This window comes from Nocardia sp. NPDC055050 (assembly GCF_053608345.1).
Genome location: NZ_JBSGVG010000005.1, coordinates 23,400 through 42,452, shown reverse-complemented (window position 1 = coordinate 42,452; position 19,053 = coordinate 23,400). Strand labels below are relative to the sequence as shown.

General features: G+C 69.5%; 7 protein-coding genes. All 7 read left to right on the top strand.

Features of this window, described 5'->3' with window-relative positions:
- Window positions 1–189 precede the first annotated feature (189 nt).
- The 7 genes from ACWGCN_RS07195 (at window position 190) to ACWGCN_RS07165 (ending at window position 19,026) form a co-directional block, all read left to right on the top strand.
- Complete coding sequence (locus ACWGCN_RS07195) at window positions 190–993, top strand: VOC family protein (protein WP_379312007.1); 804 nt, start codon at window positions 190–192, stop codon at window positions 991–993.
- Window positions 994–1,182: 189 nt separating this feature from the next.
- A complete protein-coding gene (locus ACWGCN_RS07190) occupies window positions 1,183–1,602 on the top strand; it encodes an AMP-binding protein (protein ID WP_452458339.1) in 420 nt (139 codons plus the stop codon).
- A 144-nt stretch (window positions 1,603–1,746) separates the two neighbouring features.
- Window positions 1,747–15,273: an amino acid adenylation domain-containing protein gene (locus tag ACWGCN_RS07185; protein ID WP_452458340.1), complete on the top strand. Its 13,527-nt coding sequence runs from the start codon at window positions 1,747–1,749 to the stop codon at window positions 15,271–15,273.
- Window positions 15,270–16,280 (top strand): ATP-binding cassette domain-containing protein, encoded by a 1,011-nt coding sequence (locus ACWGCN_RS07180; RefSeq protein ID WP_378633221.1) that lies wholly within the window; start codon window positions 15,270–15,272, stop codon window positions 16,278–16,280. The genes ACWGCN_RS07185 and ACWGCN_RS07180 overlap by 4 nt, the downstream gene beginning before the upstream one ends.
- Window positions 16,277–17,095, top strand: coding sequence for an ABC transporter permease (locus ACWGCN_RS07175; RefSeq protein WP_378991522.1), 819 nt, complete (start codon window positions 16,277–16,279; stop codon window positions 17,093–17,095). Before ACWGCN_RS07180 ends, ACWGCN_RS07175 begins: the two co-directional genes overlap by 4 nt.
- The gene (locus ACWGCN_RS07170) at window positions 17,095–17,883 is read left to right on the top strand and encodes an ABC transporter permease (RefSeq protein ID WP_378991521.1); all 789 of its coding nucleotides are present in this window, start codon (window positions 17,095–17,097) and stop codon (window positions 17,881–17,883) included. Before ACWGCN_RS07175 ends, ACWGCN_RS07170 begins: the two co-directional genes overlap by 1 nt.
- A gap of 48 nt (window positions 17,884–17,931) precedes the next feature.
- A complete protein-coding gene (locus tag ACWGCN_RS07165; protein WP_452458341.1) occupies window positions 17,932–19,026 on the top strand; it encodes an ABC transporter substrate-binding protein in 1,095 nt (364 codons plus the stop codon).
- Window positions 19,027–19,053: the final 27 nt, after the last annotated feature.

The window sequence follows — 19,053 nt, the reverse complement described above, 5'->3', positions numbered from 1 at the left end:
TTCCGCGCGGGTCCTACTCTGTGTCGTATTCGGCGCGCCGTAGTTCGCGATCCCGATCTTCCTCCGCAGGTCGCATGGGTGCAACGGTTGTCGGCGATGACTTTTCGGCGGTCGGCGCGTCATGATCGATGCCGACGCGCGAACATGCCAGCGTCTCTGACGCGCTACCCCTTCAGCCGAGGAGAAGTCATGTCGTTCAGCCCGAAACCCGGCGATCCCACCTGGGTCGACCTCTACACGACCGATCTCGACCGCGCGATCGCCTTCTACGGCGAGTTGTTCGGCTGGACCGCCGAACGCGGCGGCGAGGAATTCGGCGGCTACACCACCTTGCGCAAGGACGGGCGGGCGGTGGCGGGTGCGATGGGCCGCCACGACGATCCCGGCGACCCGTATCCGGACCGCTGGACCGTCTATCTGAACTCCCCCGATGCCCTGGCCACGACAGCCGCGGCGAGCGCGGCGGGCGGCAATGTGATCGTCGAGCCGATGGCGATCGCCGATCTCGGTGCGATGGCGGTACTGGCCGATGTCGGCGGAATCGGTGTCGGCGTCTGGCAGGCCGACACCTTCGCCGGCTTCGACGCGGTCGGCATCGTCGCGGACGGGACCTGGACCGACCACGTCGGCGTCCCGTCCTGGTTCGAGCTGATGACCCGCGCCTACGACGAGTCGCTGGTCTTCTACCGCGACGTCTTCGGCTGGCGCGACACCCTGACGATCGCCGACACCGCGGACTTCCGCTACACCACCATCCACACCGTTCCCCCCATGGGCGGCGGCGTCCTCGACGCCAACGGTCACCTCGCCGAGGGCGTACCCGGGTCGTGGACGGTCTATTTCGGCGCCGACGACGTCGACAAGTCCGCCGAACACGCGGTGGCCCTCGGCGGCACCATCGCCTTCGAACCGATGAACACCCCCTACGGCCGCCTCGCCGGCCTGATCGACCCCACCGGCGCGCATTTCAGCATCGGCGGAAACGCCCGCTGAGGCGAGTCCCACGGCGGTCGGCGGTGCGTGCACGAGGCCGCCGCCGCCGGGGTTCGCCCACCCAGGGGTGGTAATCGATCCCCCTGGGAGTCTGCGCATCAACGCTGGGGTTGCTGTCGGATCCCCCTCCCGAAGACGAGATTAGAGGTGTACCCACAGACACCCGTCAAGCCTTCGAAGGGGAACACGATGAGCACCCTGGTCACCGCACCCGCCGGCAACGTCATCCCGATGCGCAGCCGCTCCGGCGCGCCGGTCGCCGGTCAGCTCGCCGACGCCGATCTGGACCGTTGGGCGAACCGCCTGGCCCGGCTGCTGCTCACCCGTGGCGCCGACGCCGGCGACCGGATCGCCCTCGCTGTCGACCCCCGGATCGAGTCGGTGGTCGCCGAGGCCGCGGTGCGCAAGATCGGTGCGATCCCGGTGTCGCAGGCCGAGGGCGCGTCCACCGGCCCCGGCGCCGGATTCGGGATCACCACCAAGGCCCGCCGGGGCGAACTCGGCGGCGGCGCCGACTGGCTGGTGCTCGACGACCGCTCGACCCTGCAGCGCTATCTGGTCACCTCCGACGCGCCGCTGGCGGCCACGGAACTGCGCGCAGTCTGCTGAACCCATTCCGATGCGCTCGATACAGGTTCAGAATGAACATAGAGCGCAGTACGCAACGGCGGGTACTACCTACCAGGTAGCTACCCGACGGTCGGGAACCAGAGGTGAACGCCCAGCTCCAGACATGAGAACGCAGGTTCGCTCATGATCCAGTCCTCTTCGCATGCGTCGGATGCCGTCGCACCCGAAGGCCCTTTTCCCTTGTCGGCCGCCCAGCGCGGCATCTGGTTCGCCCAGCACATCGCGGGCGATACCCCCATCTCCATCGCCCAGTACGTGGAGCTGTCCGGCGCGGTCGACCTCGCGCTGCTGATCGACGCGGTCCAGCGGACCGGTCGTGAGTTCGGTACCGGCTATCTGCGGCTGGTCGATATCGACGGCCACCCCCATCAGGTCGTCGATCTGACCCTCGACGACGACGTGGCCGAACTGGATCTGCGTGACCGCCCCGACCCGGAAGCGGCCGCGCACGCGTGGATGCGCGCCGAGTACACCGCACCACTGGATGTGATGCACGACCGATTAGTCCGCATCGCCCTGCTGCGTGTCGCCGAGGATCGCTGGTTCTGGTACGCGCGCATGCACCACATCGTGCTGGACGGGATGGGCGCGCTGGCGCTGGTTCAGCGCGTCGGCGAGCTCTACAACGCCGCCTTCGACGGCCGTGAGCCGCCGGCCACCAAGGCCGAGCCGTTGCAGAAGATCGTCGATGCCGATCTCGCCTACCGCACCTCCGGCCGTTTCACCACCGACCGCGACTACTGGCGCGAGCACCTGGCCGCGCTGGCGGATCCGGTGACGCTCGCCGGCCGCGACGCCGAGGTCGACGCCCACCCCAACCGGGTATCGGGCGCGCTACCCGCGGAGACCGGAACCCTGCTGGATTCGGTTGCGGCATCGGTGAATTCGGGTGTCGCCCCGACCGTGGTCGCGGCCTTCGGCGCCTATCTCGCCGCGATGACCGGCGCGCCGGAAGTGGTGCTGAGCCTGCCGGTCTCCGCGCGGACCTCGGCGACCCTGCGTCGTTCGGGCGGCATGCTCGCCAATGTCGTGCCGCTGCGCGTGCGCCTCGATCCCACCACCACCGTCGGGGCGGCGATTCTCGCCGTGCAGAGCGAGCTGACCGGTGCGTTGCGACGCCAGCGCTACCGCCAGGAGGACATCGTCCGCGATCTCGGCTGGGCGATGGACGAGGCGGCCTCGTTCGGCCCCGCCGTGAATCTGATGATGGTGGACACCAAGATCGCGCTGGGCCCGGTCGTCGGGCGGCTCCACGTGCTCACCTCCGGCCTGATCGACGACCTGTTCGTCAACCTGTACCCGGGCGTCGGCGGCGAGAGCACCCACATCGACCTGCAAGGCAACGCGAACCTGTACAGCGACGCCGACCTGGCGGGCCATCACGAGCGATTCCTGCTGTTCCTGCATCGGTTCCTCGTCGCCGGGCCGGAAGCCCCGCTGTCGACGGTGCCCGTTCTCTCGGATGCCGAGCAGGCGGCCTCGGTGCCCGCGCGCGGCCCGGCCGGCGTCGCGACGCGCACCCTGCCCGAGATCCTCGCGGCGGGCGCCGCGCTCGACCCGGACGCGGTGGCGCTGCGCTGGGGTACCGACGACACACTGAGCTATCGCGAGGTCGACGACTACACCAATCGCCTGGCCCGCCTGCTGATCGCCGCCGGCGCGGGGCCTGAACACGCGGTAGCGCTGTCGATTCCGCGGTCCGCGGAGTCCGTGCTCGCCACCGTCGCGGTGGCCAAGACCGGTGCTCCGTTCGTGCCCATCGATCCGACCTACCCCGACGATCGCATCGAGCACATGATCGACGACAGCGGGGTGGTCACCGGCTTGACGGTCGACGAGGCGCGAAAGTCGCTGCCCGACAAGGTCGATTGGCTCTCGCTGGACGACCCGTTGATCACCGCCGAACTCGCCACCCATGACCCCGCGCCGATCACCGATGCCGACCGCACGGCCGCGATCGCGGCGGATCAGGTCGCCTACGTCATCTATACCTCCGGGTCGACCGGTCTGCCCAAGGGCGTGCTGGTCTCGCATCGCGGCCTGGCGAACCTCGCGGCGAGTTCGGGGGCCGGGTTCGGGGTCGAGCCGGACTCCGTGGTCGCCCACGCGGTCTCGCCGAGCTTCGACATCTCGGTCGAGGAGATCGTGGTGACGCTGGCCGCCGGTGCCACCCTCGCGGTGGTCCCGCCGTCGGCCTACGCGGGTGAGGACATGGCGCACGTGCTGCGCACCCACCGCGTCACCCATCTCAATGTCACCCCGGCGGTTGTCGGTTCACTCGACCCGGTGACGCTGCCCGACCTGCGCACGATCGTGGTCGGCGGTGACGCGTGCCCGCCGGAACTGGTGGCGAAATGGGCCGGACGCTCGCTGATCAACGGGTACGGGCCCACCGAAACGACCATCACCACCACCCTGAGCGAACCGCTGGTGCCCGGCGCCCCGGTGACGATCGGCAGCCTGGTCGGTGGCGTCTGCGGCCTGGTCCTCGACCCGTGGCTGCGCCCGGTACCGGCGGGCACCGTGGGTGAGCTGCACCTCGCGGGCCCCGGTGTCGCGCGCGGCTACCACCGGCGCAGCGGCTTGACCGCGAGCCGGTTCGTGGCGAATCCGCACGCACCCGGCGACCGGATGTATCGCACCGGCGATCTGGTGCGCTGGACCGACGCCGAGGGCCGCGTCACCCTGGAATACCAGGGGCGCAGCGACTTCCAGGTGAAAGTGCGCGGCTACCGGATCGAACTCGGCGAGATCGACGCCGCGTTGCAGCGGCTACCCGAGATCGACTTCGCGATCACACTCGGTGCCGAGTCGCCGACCGGCGCCACCGCGCTCGTCGCCTATGTCACAGCCGAGCCGGGTACCGAGGTCCATCCAGAAGCGGTGAAAGCCGCTGTCGGCGAAACGCTTCCGGCCTATATGGTGCCCGCCGTGGTGATGGTGCTCGACCGGGTGCCGCTGACCCCGCTCGGCAAGGTGGACCGAAAGGCATTGCCCGCACCGGACTTCGGTGCGCGCACCGTCGCGAGCCGGGCTCCGTCCACGCCGCGCGAGGAAGCGTTGGCAGCCCTCTTCGCCGAGGTGCTCGGACTCGGCACCGTCGGTGTCGACGACAGTTTCTTCGCGCTCGGTGGCGACAGCATCGTGTCGATCCAGCTGGTCTCGCGGGCGAAGGCCGCCGGTATCTCGTTCAGCGCCCGCGATGTCTTCGAACGCAAGACGGTCGCCGCGCTGGCCGCTGTCGCCGACGACACCCAGGTACCGGTGGTGGACGAGCTGCCCGGCGGCGGGGTCGGCGCGGTGGAGCTCACCCCGATCGTGCACGCGATGGTCGAGCACCCGGACACCTGGGGACGCTACGGGCAGGCCGTCCTGATCGGGCTGCCCGACGGTTTCGACCGTCCGCGGCTCGCGGCGGCGCTCCAGGTGCTGCTCGACCAGCACGATCTCCTCCGCTCGTCGCTGCGACCGACGGCCGACGGCTGGGAATGGGTGGTGGCCGAGCCCGGTGCGGTCGACGCCGAGGATCTGATCGAGGTGACCCGGGCCGACACCGAGGACGCGGTCGAGCGCGCCTTGCAGAACGCCGCGGACCTACTCGATCCCCCCGCGGGTGTCGTCGCCCGGTTCGTGTTGGTCGAACGCGCCGACGCCGCCCCACTGTGCTGGCTGGTCCTGCATCACCTGGTCACCGACGGTATCTCCTGGCGAATCCTGTTGCCGGACTTGGCGACCGCATCCTTCGGCGGCACGCTCGACCCGGTCGGCACCTCCTTCCGCCGCTGGGCGCACAGCCAGCCCGAGAACGCCGCGACACGTCTCGACGAACTGCCGATCTGGCAGCGAATCCTGGCCACACCCGACCCGCCGTTCGCCCGCACCGACCGTCGCAGTGCCCACCGCGCGACGACCACCTCGACTCTTTCCGATCGGTCCGGCGACACGGCCCAGACCGCCGCGCCGGCTACCGCCTCCGAGCTGTCCGACCCGGTAGCGGAGACCGCCTGCGCCTTCGACCCCGCCCTCGACATGGTCGCCACGATGGCGCAGTGGCAGTCGACGGTGCCTTCGGACGTCGCACAGACCGTCTTGCACGGCGTGCCCGAGCAGTTCCATTGCGGCGCCGACGATGTGCTGCTGGCCGCGCTCGCCATGGCCGTATGCCGATGGCGCGACCGCACCGGCGCACTGCTGACGCTGGAGGGCCACGGCCGCGACGAATCCCTGCTGCCCGGCGCCGATGTCGCGCGCACGGTCGGCTGGTTCACCAGCGTGTACCCGGTCGCACTCGACCTGACCGGGATCGATCTCGGCGACGCGTTCGCCGGCGGCCGTGCGGCGGGTTCGGCGATCAAGGCCGCCAAGGAGCAGTTGCGGTCGGTCCCCGATCGCGGCGTGGGCTTCGGCTTGCTCCGCTATCTGAACGACGAGTCCGCCGCGGTACTGGCCGGCGCGCCGACACCCCAGCTGAGCTTCAACTATCTCGGCAGGGCGGTGACCGGCGACGATCCCTGGGTTCCGCGACGTTTCGCCGCGACCAACGACGACCGAGCCCCACTGGCCGCCGTCGTCGATATCAACGCGGTGCTGACCGATGCCGGGCTGGAAGTCACCTGGGCCTACGCGAGCAGACTGCTCGACGAGGCCGACGTGCGCGCGTTGGCCGAGCTGTGGTCGCAGGCCCTGCGCGCACTCGTCACCCATGCCGCGACCGGCGACGCGGGTGGCCGCACCCCCTCGGATTTCGCGCTCGTCACGGTCGATCAGCCGCAGATCGAGCGCTGGGAGCACACCTACCCGGCGCTCACCGACGTCTGGCCGCTCTCGCCGCTGCAATACGGCCTGCTCTTCCACGCGCTCTACGACTCCGACACCGCCGACGGTTACACGGTCCAATCACTGCTCACCCTCGCGGGCACGGTCGACGCCACCCGGCTGCGCGGTGCCGCACAGGCGCTCGTCGATCGGCACGAGAACCTGCGTGTGGCCTTCGTCGAGACCGACGACGGCCCGCGTCAGCTCGTCCTGTCCGCCGCCGAGATCCGTTGGGAAGAAGTAGATCTCACCGAGATCGCCGACGAAGACCAGCGAGCTCGCGAGCTCGACCGAGTGATCGAGCTCGACGCGCTGACCCGCTTCGACCTGACCCGGCCCCCGTTGCTCCGCTTCACCCTGGTCAGGACCGGCGCGGAAACGTTGCGGCTCATCATGACCAATCACCATCTGGTGCTGGACGGTTGGTCGACGCCGCTGCTGGTGCGGGAGCTGCTCACCCTGTACGTCACTGCGGGCGACACCTCGATGTTGCCGCCCGCCCCGTCCTACCGCGACTTCCTGTCCTGGCTCGGAGACCAGGATGCGGAGGCGTCGCTGTCGGCGTGGAAGCAGGCCATGGCCGGGATCGACACGCCGACCCGCGCCGTCCCCACCCTCGTCGGCATCGAGTCGACCGAGACCGCGATGCTCTCGCACGATCTGTCCTCCGCCACGGTCGCGGTACTCGAATCCGCGGCCAGAGAAGCGGGTGCGACCGTGAACACGCTGGTCCAGGCCGGTTGGTCGCTACTGCTGGCCATGCTCACCGGTCGCACCGATGTGGTGTTCGGCGCCACGGTGTCCGGTCGGCCGCCGGAGCTGCCCGGTGTCGAGGAGATGGTCGGGCTGTTCATCAACACCGTCCCGGTGCGGGTGACGCTGGATCCGTCGGAAAAGGTCCGCGACCTGCTTGCTCGCGTGCAGGCAGAGCAGGCGCGGCTCATGGACCACCAGCACGTCGGCCTCGCCGCCATCCACCGCGTGGTCGGGCTGGCCGAATTGTTCGACACGCTCACCGTTTTCGAGTCCTACCCCATCGATCGGGAGGCGCTGTCGCAGGCCTTGGACATCGCGGGCATGCGGGTGCTCGATGTCGAGGGCACCGACGCGACGCCGTACCCGTTGAACCTCATGGTGATTCCGCTGCGCGGCGAGGCCGGTGCGGGCGACGCCCTGCGCATCACGGTGAAGTTCATGGCCGATCAGCTGGAACCCACTGCGGCACAGATACTCCTGGACCGGTTCGTCCGGGTGCTCACCCAACTCGCCGAGAATCCGCACACCCTGGTTTCGCAACTGCGAAATTGCAGCGACGCCGAACTGGCCACGCTGGCACCGGTGCACGGGCCACCGCCCTTGCCGATGCGCACGCTGCCCGACATCCTCACCGCAGGCGCGCGCATCGATCCCGACGCGATCGCGGTCAGCTCGGGCGAGCTGCGAATGAGTTACGGCGACCTCGACGCCTGGTCCAACCGGTTCGCCCGGGTCCTGCTCCGCCGCGGGATCGGGCCTGAGATCTTCGTCGTGCTCGCGCTCACCCGGTCGCTGGAATCGGTGGTCGCCGTGTGGGCACTGGCCAAGACGGGGGCGGCCTTCGTCCCGCTGGATCCGAGCTATCCGGTGGAGCGGATCGAGCACATGCTCACCGATTCGAAGGCCCCGATCGGCGTCACCGTGACGGCTACCGGCGAAGACCTGCCCGGGTCCATCGACTGGCTGCTGCTCGACGACCTGAACACCATGCGCCGCGCCATGCTGGTCTCGGACGCGCCGATCACCGACGCCGAACGCGGCGGCCCGCTCGATATCGACCACACGGCCTACCTGATCTACACCTCCGGTTCCACCGGCAAGCCGAAGGCGGTTCTGCTCAGCCATCGCGGCATCGCGAATCTCGTTGCTGCCCAGCGCGAAACCCTGGCGCTCGACCCGACCGCCAGCGCACTCCAGGTCGCCTCCCCCAGCTTCGACGCCTCGGTCTTCGAGATGCTGACCGCGCACGCGGCGGGTGGACGCCTGGTGGTCTCACCGCCGGAGGTCTACGGCGGCGGCGAACTCGAGACGCTGCTGCGCACCGAGCGGGTCACCCACGCGGTGATCACCCCGTCGGCGCTGGCGACGATGGAGCCCACCGATCTCACCGAGCTGCGGGTGCTGTCGGTGGCCGGTGAGGCGGCCACCCCCGAGCTCATCGAGAAGTGGGCCGCGGGCAGGCGGATGGTGAATCTGTACGGCCCCACCGAGTTCAGCATCTGGGCAACCGGTCCCGCCGAACTGCTCCCCGGCGAACCGGTCACGATCGGCGGACCGATTCGCGGTGCGACACTGGTGGTGCTGGACAGCTGGTTGCGTCCGGTGCCGGTCGGCATCGCCGGTGAGCTGTATCTGGCCGGGCCCGCGCTGGCGCGCGGCTACTTCAACCGGTTCGAGATGACCGCGAGCCGGTTCGTCGCCAACCCGTTCGGCGTCGCCGGGGAACGGATGTACCGGACCGGCGACATGGTGCGCTGGGTCACGGGCGAGAACGCCGCGCTCACCCTGGAATACCTGGGCCGCAGCGACTTCCAGGTGAAGATTCGCGGCCTGCGGATCGAACTCGGCGAGATCGACGCGGTGCTCTCGCGCGACGCCGAGGTCGACTACGCGGTGACGATCGGACGCGAAGGACCGGCGGGCGCCACCGTGCTCGTGTCCTACGTGCTCGCCGTGCCCGATGTCGCACTCGACACCGAACGGTTGCGCGCTCAGGTCGCGGCGGAACTGCCGGGATACATGGTGCCCGCCTATATCGTCGTCCTGGACGATATCCCGCTCACTCCGGTCGGCAAACTGGACCGCAAAGCCCTGCCGATACCGGACTTCTCGGCCACCCAGCAGTCCTACCTCGCACCGCGCACACCGATCGAACAGGCCGTCGCCGCGGTGTTCGCCGATGTCCTCGGCAGCGAACGGGTGAGCGTCGACCAGTCCTTCTTCGAACTCGGCGGCAACTCGCTGAGCGCGACGAAGGTTGTCGCCCGGGTCAATTCGGCGCTCGGCTCCACCATCGCGCTGCGTGATCTCTTCGACGCGCCGAGCGTCGCCCAACTGTCGGCGCGGGTCGTCCCCGCCGCCGAGGGCAGTCCTGGCCTGCCCGCGCTGGCTCCCCGCCTGCGCCCGGACCGCATCCCCCTGTCCCCCGCCCAGCAGCGTATGTGGGTGCTCAATCAACTCGACCCCGACTCGTCGGCCTACAACATCGCGATCGCCCTGCGCCTCACCGGAACCCTCGATGTGGAAGCCATGCGCCGCGCTCTCGCCGACGTGGTCGAACGACAGGAGAGCCTGCGCACCCGCTATCCCGCCGACGCCGAGGGCCCGCGTCAGGTCGTCGTCGGCATCGATACCGCGGTTCCGTCGATGCCGCTGATCGACACCGAAGACGGCGCGCCACTGCGTGAGCAGATCAACGAACTGGCAGGCACCGGCTTCGACCTCACCCGTCAGGCACCACTGCGTGTCGGCCTGTTCCGCCTCAACAGTCACCCAGCCCAGACCGGACCCCGCAATGCCTATCGATCCGAAGACCCTGTGTCAGTGCATGTCATCGTCCTCGTCGTACACCACATCAGCGCCGACGGCGCATCGATGGCCCCCCTGGCGGCGGACCTGGTCGCCGCCTACTCGGAGCGGGTGTCGGGTACAGCACCCACGCAGCCGCCGCTCACGGTGCAGTACGCGGACTTCGCGCTGTGGCATCGCGAGCTTCTCGGCAGCGCGACGGATTCGGAGTCCGTGGCAGCACAGCAGATCCGGTACTGGCGCGAAACACTCGCGGGTGCACCGGATGCGCTGGAACTGCCCACCGATCGCCCCCGTCCGGCGGTGCAGACCATGAGCAGCGACGATATCGACTTCACCGTCGACGAACAGACCCACCGTGCGCTGATCGACTTCGCCGCCGCGAACAATGTCAGCGTCTTCATGGTCGTCCACGCCGCCCTCGCGGTGCTGCTGGCCCGGCTCGCCGGTACCGGCGATGTCGTCATCGGCACGCCGATCGCGGGTCGCGGTGCGGCCGCGCTGGACGATCTCGTCGGCATGTTCGTCAACACCCTCGCCCTGCGCACGCCGGTCGACCCCGGCACCGGCTTCCGGCAGCTGCTCGCCACCGTCCGCGACACCGACCTCGACGCCTTCGGCCACGCCGACGTACCGTTCGAGCAGCTCGTCGCGGCACTCGACCCCACCCGGTCGACCGCCCATCACCCGCTGTTCCAGGTGTCGCTGTCGCTGCAGAACTTCATCGAACCGGTGCTCGAACTGCCCGGGCTGCGTTTCGAGGTCGAGGACTTCGACCGCCGATCCTCGGCCTTCGACCTCACCCTGGACCTGCGCGAACGGTTCGACGAGACCGGCCCGGCGGGCATCGACGGCGTCCTCACCTACGCGACAGATCTGTTCGACGCCGCCACCGTCACCTCGTTCGCGACCCGATGGCGGCAGGTGCTCGCCACCGTCCTCACCGACATCGACATCCGCCTCGCCGATATCGACCTCCTCGCCGAATCCGAACGCGCGGAACTCGTCCCGGTCCACGGCCCCGCTACCGCGGGCACGACGACCTTGGCCGACCTGCTCACCGCCACCGCCGCGACCTTCCCCGACCGACCAGCCCTGGTTGCCGGCACTGCGACGGCCACCGCGACCCGGGCCACCGGCACCATCTCCCCGACCGAGCCCACCTCCGCCGACGCCGCGGCACAACCCACACAGGTATCCGACACGATCACCTACGGTGCGCTGCACGCCCGGTCGAATCAGTTGGCCAGGTTGCTCATCGAGGCGGGAGCGCACACGGAATCTGTGGTAGCCCTCGGTCTCCCCCGGTGTGTCGAGCTCCACGTCGGCATCTGGGCCGCGGCGAAGGTGGGCGCGGCGTTTCTGCCGGTCGACCCGAAACATCCGGCGGACCGCATCGACCACATGCTCTCCGATTCCGGCGCGCGAGTCGGGATCACCCTCGCCGCATACCGGCCGCAGCTGTCCGACACCACCCACTGGCTGATCCTCGACGACCCCGGCTTCGCCACCCGCGTGGGCGCCACCGACGACGCGGACCTCACCCCCGCGGAACTGCCGGTTCCGATCAGGGTCGAGAACCCGGCCTGGATGATCTACACCTCCGGCTCCACCGGTACCCCGAAGGGCGTCACCGTCACCCATCGAGGCTTGGCCGACCTGGTCGCCTCCCAGCGCACCGACCTCGCCCTCGACGAACACGCCCGGGTGATGCAGGTGGCCTCGCCGAGTTTCGACGCGTCGATCTTCGAGGCGCTCATGGCCTTCGGCTGCGGCGGCGCCTCGGTGATCGCCCCGCCGGATGTCTTCGGCGGCGCCCCCCTCGCGGAACTGATCGCCGCCGAGCAGGTCAGCCACATGGTGATCACGCCGTCGGCACTGGCCACCATCGATCCCGCCGACGTGTCGAGCCTGCGGGTGCTCGCGGTCGCGGGTGAGGCGGTCGGCCCCGATCTCGTCGCGCGCTGGTGCGGCGGCGCCGGCGGGCGGACGATGGTCAACCTGTACGGCCCGACCGAATACACCATCTGGGCAACAGGTTCCGCGCCGCTGTCCGCTGCGGAGCCGGTGACCATCGGCGCTCCCGTTCGCGGTGCGTCCGCACTCGTCCTCGACGACCGCCTGCGCCCGGTACCCGTCGGCGTCGCGGGTGAGCTGTACCTCGCGGGCACCGCGCTCGCGCGGTGCTACCACGCGCGGCCGAGCTTGACGGCAGCCCGATTCATCGCCGACCCCTTCGGCCTGCCCGGCGAATGCCTCTATCGCACAGGTGATCTGGTCCGGTGGACTCGCACGAACACCCCGGTACACAGCGTCCGCGCCACTCGGTCCGACAGCCCCGCCCTGTCCGAGAACCCCGCTGGCACGTCTCCAGGATTGGCGCTGGAATACCTCGGCCGCACCGACTTCCAGGTGAAGGTGCGCGGCCAGCGCATCGAGCTCGGCGAGATCGATGCGGTGCTCGGCGCCATCGACGGTGTCGATCTCGCGGTGACGCTGGGTGTTCCGGGGCCCACCGGCGCCACCGCCCTCGCCGCCTACCTGGTGCGCATGCCCGGCGCCGACCTCGACATCGCACATATCCGCGCCCTCGCCGCCGACACGCTCCCCGCGTACATGGTGCCCGCCGCGTTCGTGGTGCTGGACGAGATCCCCATCAACGCGGTCGGCAAACTCGACCGAAAAGCACTGCCGGAGCCGGTGTTCGTCACCGACGACACCCCGTACCGCGCACCGGAGACGCCGACCGAGCTGGTACTCGCCGAGGTCTACGCCGAACTGCTCGGTCGCGCACGGGTCGGCATCGACGACTCCTTCTTCGCCCTCGGCGGCGACAGCATCCTGGCCATCCAGCTCGTGACCCAGGCGAAGCTGCGCGGCGTGCACTGCACGCCGTTGCAGGTCTTCGAACACCGCACGGTGGCGGCGCTCGGTGCGGCCGTCGATGCCGCCGAGACGGTGGAAGCGCTGGCCGAACTGCCCGGTGGGGGCACCGGTGACCTGCCGCTGACACCGATCGTGCACTACATGGTCGAACGCGGCGGCGACTTCGACCGGTTCGCCCAGACCGCGGTGCTGGAACTGCCCGTCGGCATCGAACGCGCGCAACTCGTCGCCACTGTCTCGGCCGTGATCGACCGGCACGACATGCTGCGAGCCCGCCTGTGGGCAGCCGAGGACGGCTGGCGGCTGCGCGTGGCCGACCCCGGTTCGATCGAGGTCGACGCACTGGTGCACCGCACGGCCTTCGACGCCGCCATCGACCCGATCGAGCTGCGCGAATACGCCCAGACCGAGCTCGACTCCGCGATGAACCGACTGAATCCGGCGGACGGGGTCGTCCTGCAGTTCGTGTGGCTGGATCCGGTCGGCGACGCCGGCGCGCACACCGGGCCCGGACGCCTGATCATCGTCGCGCACCATCTCGCGATCGACAGCGTGTCGTGGCGAATCCTGGTGCAGGACTTGATCGCCGCATGGGCCCAGGTATCGGCGGGCGCCACCCCGATCCTCCCGGATATCGGCACCTCGATGCGGCGCTGGTCGCACGCCATGACCGAGCAGGCCCGTTCCGAGCGGCGCCGCGCCGAACTCCCGTACTGGCAAGCGGTGGTGCACGGCCCCGACCCGCTGCTCGGCGCCCGTCACCTCGATCCAGGCACCGACCAGGGCCAGACCGTCCGCCGCCTCGACATCGAGGTCGACGACAACACCACCACAGCGCTGCTCACCACCCTGCCCCGCCTGTTCCAGGGCAGTGTCACCGACGCGCTGTTCGCCACCCTGGCCGTGGCGCTGGTGCGCTGGCGTGCGCGCAGAGGCGTGGACGAACCCTCGGCGCTGCTGCGTCTGGAAGGCCATGGCAGACAGGAAGAAGTCGTGCCCGGCGCCGATCTGTCGCGGACCATCGGCTGGTTCACCAACCTGTACCCGGTGCGCCTCGATCTCACCGACATCGACATCGACGACGCGCTGGCGGGCGGCCCCGCCATGGGCGCGGCCATCCGCCGGGTCAAGCACGATCTGCTCGCGGTGCCCGACAAGGGCATCGGATTCAGCCTGCTGCGCTACCTGAATCCCGAAGCAGCCGAGCATCTTCCGACCCGGCTCCCCGGCCAGATCTGTGTGAACTACCTGGGCAGGCACACCTCGGTCGACACACCGCCCGGCCTGGAAGGTCTCGGCTGGCTACCGACCGACGCGCTCGGTGAGCTCGAGGCGGCCGAGCATCCGGAGGTGCCGATCATGTCGCCGATCGATATCAACGCCATGGTCGTCGGCAACCGGCTACAGGCCGACTTCGGTTACGCGGCACAGCTGCTGGATCGTGCGGACGTCGCCGAACTCGCGCAGCTGTGGGTCGAGGCACTCGACGCGGCGGCGCGATTCGCCGAAACCCCCGCGGCCCAGCTCGCTTCGGCCGACGAAGCCGCCGCCATGACCGCGCGCGCGGCAGCGGTCGCGGAGCCCGGACCGACCGGACTCGGTCTCGACGTGCTGCTACCGATCCGCCCCGACGGCGATCGACCCGCGCTGTTCTGCGTCCACTCCTCCTCCGGAATGTCGTGGAGCTACCTGGGGTTCGCCGAACAGCTCCGGCCGGGCCGCCCGATCTACGGGCTCCAAGCACCCGACCTCAGCGGCCGCGAACCCTCCGCCCGTTCCATCGAGGAATTCGCGCAGCGCTACGTGCGCGAGATCCGCGCGGTGCAGCCGAGCGGCCCCTATCACCTGCTCGGCTGGTCCTTCGGCGGACTCATCGCCCAGGCCATGGCGGTGCAACTGCAGGCGGCGGGCGAGCAGGTCGGCGTCGTGGCACTGCTGGACACCGATACCGCCGACATCGACGGCGACACCATCGAGCGGCTCTCGCCGGGCGCCTTCATCAATACCTTCGGCGCCATCTTCGGCATCGACGACGTGCCCGCCGAATCGACCGCCGAACAAGCGGCCGAGCTCATCACCGCCAGGCTCGGCGGGGTCGAGCTCATCGACGCGGCCACGATCGAGCGCATGGCGGGCTCCTACAACGCCTCCGCCGGCACCCGGACCGGATATCAGCGCCCGGTCTACCACGGCGACGTCGTCTATTTCCGCGCCACGGTCGATCCCGCCGAATGGATGGGCCCCGACGGCTGGCGGCCCTACGTCACCGGCGACATCACCGACCACGACGTCGACGTGACCCACGACGACATGACCAATCCCTACGCACTGTCGATCATCTCGCCACTGCTCGATGACCACTTGGAAGCAGGAGACCGGATATGAGCGTCGAACACACTCTCGTGCAGAGCAACCCGCGCACCGGCGGCGTCGTGGTCGAAGGGATCGAGAAGTCCTTCGGCGACGTGCACGCGCTGCGCGGCGTCGATTTCGAGGCCGCCCCCGGTGAGGTGCTCGGCATCCTCGGCCCCAACGGCGCGGGCAAGACGACGATGGTGAACATCCTGTCCACCCTCGTCACGCCCGACAGCGGGCGGGCGGTGGTCGCAGGCCACGACGTCGTCGCCGACCCCGCCGCGGTGCGCAAACGCATCATGCTCACCGGGCAGTACGCCGCGCTCGACGACATGCTCAGCGGCTACGAGAACCTCGTCATGTTCGGCAGGCTGATGGGGCTGCGCAAACCGGCGGCGCAGGTCAGGGCCAGGGAACTACTCGGCGAATTCGATCTGGAGAAGGCGGCGAATCGGCGCGTCGGCACCTATTCGGGCGGCATGCGGCGCCGCATCGACATCGCGTGCGGTCTCGTGGTGCGACCCGATGTCGTCTTCCTCGACGAACCGACCACCGGCCTCGATCCCCGCAGCAGACAGGGCGTCTGGGATCTGGTGCGCAGCTTCAAGACCGCGGGGATCACCACCCTGCTCACCACTCAGTATCTGGAGGAGGCCGACGCGCTCAGCGACCAGATCATCGTGATCGACCACGGCGTGGTGATCGCCTCCGGCACCGCCGACGAGCTGAAACACCGCACCGGCGGAAGCTACTGCGAGATCGTGCCGCTGGATCTGGAAGGGCTACCCACCATCGTCGCCGCGCTCGGCTCATTGCTTCCCGCGGAGAACCTGGCCGCGCTCACTCCCGAATCGGATCGCATCACCATCCCCGCGCCCGACGGTGCCAAGACACTCGCCGAGGCCCTGCGGCGACTCGACAACGCCTCGGTCGAACTCGTCGACATCGCCCTGCGCAGGCCCTCACTCGACGATGTGTTCCTGCAGCTCACCGGTCACCTCGCCTCGACCGAGGACGAATCGGCGGCCACCCCATGACCGCCATCACCTGGAACACCTCCGTGCGCGCGACACCGGAGACGGTGCAGCAGTGGTGGGTCCTGAGCACCCGGCTGATCGTGCCCTCGATCAAGACCGGCGAGTTCCTCGCCTCGGTGCTCGCGCCCGCGGCCTTCACGGCCAGCTTCTACATCCCGCTGAAAACGGTGATGACGTTCTCCGGCAACGGTTTCAGCAGTTACGCCCAATACATGATGCCGCTGGTGATCCTGCAGGCCGCCGCGTTCACCGCCATCTCGGCGGCGTTCCGCTCGGCCACCGATTCCGTGGCGGGCCTCAACCGCCGCTTCGGCGCGATGCCGCTGCGCCCGCTGGTTCCGGTCGCGGCGCGGATGTCGGCCAACCTGTTCCGGCTGCTGATCGCGCTGGCCGCGGGGATCGCCGCGGGCTATGTGATCGGCTTCCGATTCCGGCTCGACGCCGCGCACACCCTCGGCTATCTGGCATTCTCGGTACTCATCGGACTCGCGTTCACCCTCGGCGCGGATGTGATCGGCACGCTGTCCAAGAGCCCCGAAGCCACCTCGCAGGCGCTGCTGCTGCCCCCGTTGATCTTCGGCATGCTCTCGACCGGTCTCGCACCGGCGAGCCAGTTCCCGGAGTGGATCCAGTGGTTCGTGCGCAATCAACCGGTCTCCCAGTTCGCGATCGTGTTGCGCGCGCTGGCCGGTGACACCAAGGGCAACGCCGGGACGGTGACCTGGTCGCTGGTGACCCCGTCGCTGCTCTGGCTGGCCGCGATGCTGGCGATCTGCGCGCCGGTGGCCATCCGGCTGAGTTCCAGGAGGGCCTGATGGCAGAACACTCGGAGACCTCGGCGGTGTCGCTGCTGCGGCACACACTGATCCAGACCGAGCGGCTGCTGGTGCGCTGGGCACGCAACCCGGTCACGCTGCTCGAGACCTTGCTCATCCCCTGTCTGCTGCTGGTGATGCTCAATATCGTGGTGGGCGGTCAGATCGAGAAGTTCACCGGCGACGATGCCCTCTACGGCTCGGTGCCGATGGTCGCCCTCGTCGGCGCGCTGTCCGGCGCCGTCGCGAGCGGCGTGCTGCTCGGGCGTGAACGCGACGCGGGTCTGCTGGCCAGATTCTGGGTGCTGCCCGTGCATCGTGCGTCGGGCCTGATCTCGCGCATCCTCGCCGAGGGCTGCCGGATCCTGCTCGGCACCGTGACGGTGCTGATCGTCGGCTACCTGCTCGGGTTCCGCTTCCACCACGGTCCACTGGCCGGCCTGGTATTCCTGGCGATCCCCGTGGTGTTCGGCCTCGCCTTCGCCACCATGGTCACCGCCGTCGCCGTCTACAGCGCGAAGGCCTCACTGGTCGAGGGCATCACGATCCTGGCCTCGCTGATGATGTTCTTCAGCACCGGATTCGTGCCGCTCGTCGCCTTCCCGACCTGGATTCAGCCGGTGGTGCGCTACCAGCCGATGTCGGTGGCCGTCGACGCGATGCGCGGACTGTCCGACAAGGGTCCCATCGCCGTACCGCTGCTGCTCACCCTCGCCTGGTCCGGCGCCGCGCTCCTGGTGTTCGCCGTGCCCGCCGCCGTCGGCTTCCGGCGCGCGAGCCGCCGGTAGCTCGGCCCGCGGCATTCACGCCGTCGGCTACGCAGTACCCTCGTGCGCATGCTGGCGAGCGTCCGAAACCGCACCCGATTCCGTCGCACCGCAGAGCAGGGCGGGCGCGTCCGCTCACGCGGCTTCGTCGTGGCTGCCGCGGTGCTGTGCGCCGCCGTGTTCACCGCGGGATGCGCGGACAAGCACGACGACGCGAGCACGATCATCCGCACCACCACGAATATCGCCGGTGCGGGCGTGGTCGGGGCCGATCGCGACACCGCGACCGCGTGCCCGTTGCCGAGTGCGCCCGACGCGGGCCCCGGCGGCACCCGAACGGTGACTCACACCGCCGGTACCTCGCAGGTTCCCGCCGACCCGCAACGCATCGTCGTGCTCACCACCTCGGCGCTCGACGCGGCCTGCGCGGTCGGTCTGTGGGAGCGGGTCGCGGGCGCGGTGACCCTCGACGGCGACCGTTCGCAGCCGATGTACCTGGGGTACGGCGTGGTGAAGGTGCCCAGCATCGGACCGATCGGTCAGCCCGATCCGGCTCGCATCGCCGAGCTGAAGCCCGATCTGATCCTCGGCGACGTCGCACCGGCCGCGGGCGGGTACGAGGCGCTGAGCAAGATCGCGCCCACCGTGCTGATCGGTGCGGGCGGCAGCTGGCAGTCCGATTTCGCCGCTTATTCCGCGGGGATGAACCGCAACGATGCCGCCGAAACCGCCCTGCAGAACTACCTCACCGAGGCGCACGACCTCGGCCCCGCACTGAACGCGCGCCAGTCCCAAGCTTCGGTGCTGCGCTTCACCGCCGACACCACGCAGGTCCAGGGCGCCGAAACCTTCGCCGCCCACGTCCTGTCCGATGTCGGCGTCCAGCGTCCGACCGCCCAGCGCGGACCGTCCTTCGACATCACCGAAGCCGACCTCGCCACCAAAGCCGAAGGCGACATCATCTACGTGATGTTCGACGGCCCGGACGGCGAGAAACACGGCAAACAGGTCCTGCGCTCCGACCAGTTCGAGGAACTGGGCGCCTCGACCGACAAGCGGGTCTTCGCGGTCGACGACAAGATCTGGCACACCACAGGGCTCACCGCCGCCCGCGCGGTCCTCACCGACCTGCGCAACAGCCTCAACGGTTACGTCACCGATTGACTCCCAGCTGACTCCCAGCATCTTCGC